Source organism: Mesorhizobium sp. M7A.F.Ca.AU.002.02.1.1 (assembly GCF_003998535.1).
Taxonomy (GTDB): domain Bacteria; phylum Pseudomonadota; class Alphaproteobacteria; order Rhizobiales; family Rhizobiaceae; genus Mesorhizobium; species Mesorhizobium ciceri.
The window spans coordinates 1-2,549 of the sequence record NZ_RZPB01000814.1 but is presented as its reverse complement, the minus strand read 5'-3'; the positions used below and the strand labels follow the sequence as shown (position 1 = coordinate 2,549).

Below are 2,549 nucleotides of genomic sequence, written 5' to 3'. Positions count from 1 at the left end.
GCGAGCGCATCCCACGCTGGGCGCGACCCTCGCTGGTGCTGCGTGACGGCCGTTCGATGCGCTTCCAGGACATGGGCCGGCTCGCCGCCGGCGACCAGGTCTACATTTTCGTCCCGGATCGCTATCCGCGCCTGCTCGACAAGCTGTTCGCCAGCCGTGCCGTGGTCGATCCCGAAGATGCCGATTTCTTCGGCGCCTTCGCCGTCGATCCAGCGCGCCCCGCCGCCGAACTGGAAGCAGCCTATACGCCGGGCCTGACCGAAGCGGAGCAAAAGCTCACCGTTGGAGCGCTGGTCACGGCGCGGCTCGGCGGCCATGCCGAATATGCCGACCGCGTCCTGCTCGGCCCGATAGAACTGATCGTCCGCGACGTCGACGACAAGGGGAAGATCATAGGCCTCGGCCTGTCGTTCGAGCCGACCGCGCCGGTGGCGCGGGTGCCGGTCTTCCTCAGCGCCGGAGAAATCGGCGACCGTCTTTCCGCCTTCATCCGCAATTGGCGCAAGCCGACCGAGGCGCAGGCGGACGAGGCGCGGGCGGACGAGAAACCGGCCCCAGAGCCAGCGCCGGAAAAGGCAGCAACCGAAAGCTGACAAACCCGCTATTGAGCGGAGCCATTCATCCGCCCGCCAGTGCAAGATCGTGCCCACTTCAAAATTTCGGTTCGAGCGCGCCCTAAGCCTTGCATCGTCGCCGATGCGGGGTATGGTCCCCCGGTTTTTCGCGAAAGGAACCCGCATGGCCGCCTTCAAGACACTCGACGATATCGGCAACATCAGCGGCAAGCGCGTGCTGGTGCGCGTCGACCTCAACGTGCCTGTCACTGAGGGCAAAGTCACCGACGCCACCCGCATCGAACGCATCGCACCGACCATCGCCGAGCTATCGGCCAAGGGCGCCAAGGTCATCCTGCTCGCCCATTTCGGCCGACCCAAGGATGGGCCTTCGCCCGAATTCTCGCTGGAGCCGATCGCCAAAGCCACGGCAGAAGTGCTCGGCCGCCCCGTCGGTTTCGCCTCGGATTGCGTCGGCGACACGGCCGGAAGCGCTGTCGCCGCCATGAACAAGGGCGACGTGCTGCTGCTCGAAAACACTCGCTTCTACAAGGCCGAAGAAAAGAATGACCCGGCCTTCACCGAAAAACTCGCCGCCAATGGCGATATCTTCGTCAACGACGCCTTCTCGGCCGCGCACCGCGCGCATTCTTCGACCGAGGGGCTGGCGCATCTGTTGCCGGCTTTTGCCGGCCGCACCATGCAAGCCGAGCTTGAGGCGCTGGAGAAGGGCTTGGGAAAACCGGTTCGTCCGGTCGTCGCCATTGTCGGCGGCGCCAAGGTCTCGACCAAGATCGATCTGTTGATGAACTTGGTGAAGAAGGTCGACGCGCTGGTCATCGGCGGCGGCATGGCCAACACCTTCCTCGCCGCGCGCGGCACCGATGTCGGCAAATCGCTGTGCGAGCATGATCTCGCCTCAACCGCCAAGCAGATCATGATCGAGGCGGCCGAGGCCGGCTGCGCCATCATCCTGCCGGTCGACGGCGTCGTCGCCAGGGAGTTCAAGGCGGGCGCGGCCTGCGAGACCGTCGCCATCTCCGATGTGCCGGCCGACGGGATGATCCTCGATGTCGGCGCCAAAACCGTGACGACCATCGGCGAATGGATCGACCGCGCCGCGACACTGGTCTGGAACGGCCCGCTCGGCGCCTTCGAGATCGCGCCCTTCGACCATGCGACGGTGGCGGCGGCCAAGCATGCGGCGTCGCGCACCAAGGAAGGCAAGCTGGTCTCGGTCGCAGGCGGTGGCGATACGGTCGCGGCGCTCAACCACGCCGGCGTCGCCGACGACTTCACCTATGTCTCGACCGCAGGCGGCGCCTTCCTGGAGTGGATGGAAGGCAAGCCGCTGCCCGGCGTCGATGTGTTGAAGCGCTGAGGCTCCGAGGCGATCAACACTCGGAGAGCGAACAAGGCCGCCCGAGGCTTCAATCGATTCGAGCTTTCCGATGCCATTCCTTTGGCGGTAGACTTCCGTTAAGCGCGGAACAACCGTTTCAGGAGAAGCAACAATGAGCGAACGTCTCGAAGACATTGCCGCTGCGATCGTCGCCGATGGCAAGGGCCTGCTGGCCGCCGACGAAAGTTCCGGCACCATCAAGAAGCGCTTCGACGTCATCGGCGTCGAATCGACCGCCGACAGCCGCCGCGATTACCGCGAGATGATGTTCCGCACCAGGGAGGCGATGACCCGCTACATCTCCGGCGTCATCCTCTATGACGAGACGATCCGCCAGAAGGCCGCCGACGGCACGCCGCTGGTCGACATCATCAAGGCGGCCGGCGCCATCCCCGGCATCAAGGTCGATGCCGGCGCCAAGCCGCTGGCCAGGTTTCCCGGCGACACCGTCACCGAAGGCCTCGATGGCCTGCGCGAACGGCTTGCCGACTACTACAAGCTCGGCGCCCGCTTCGCCAAATGGCGCGCGGTAATCGACATCGATATCGCCAAGGGCGTCCCTTCGGCGACCTCGATCGGCTCCAATGCTCATG

Annotated in this window: 2 protein-coding genes and 1 pseudogene; all 3 read left to right on the top strand. The window is 65.2% G+C overall.

Annotated elements, in window-relative coordinates; genetic code table 11:
- Positions 1-593: pseudogene (locus EN879_RS31710) on the top strand (potassium/proton antiporter); the annotation flags it as partial.
- Positions 594-738: 145 nt separating this feature from the next.
- Positions 739-1,935, top strand: a complete 1,197-nt coding sequence (locus EN879_RS31705) for a phosphoglycerate kinase (RefSeq protein ID WP_013529247.1) — start codon at positions 739-741, stop codon at positions 1,933-1,935.
- A 133-nt stretch (positions 1,936-2,068) separates the two neighbouring features.
- Positions 2,069-2,549, top strand: a 481-nt coding sequence (locus EN879_RS31700) for a class I fructose-bisphosphate aldolase (protein ID WP_127274513.1), incomplete at its 3' end; no start/stop codon positions are given.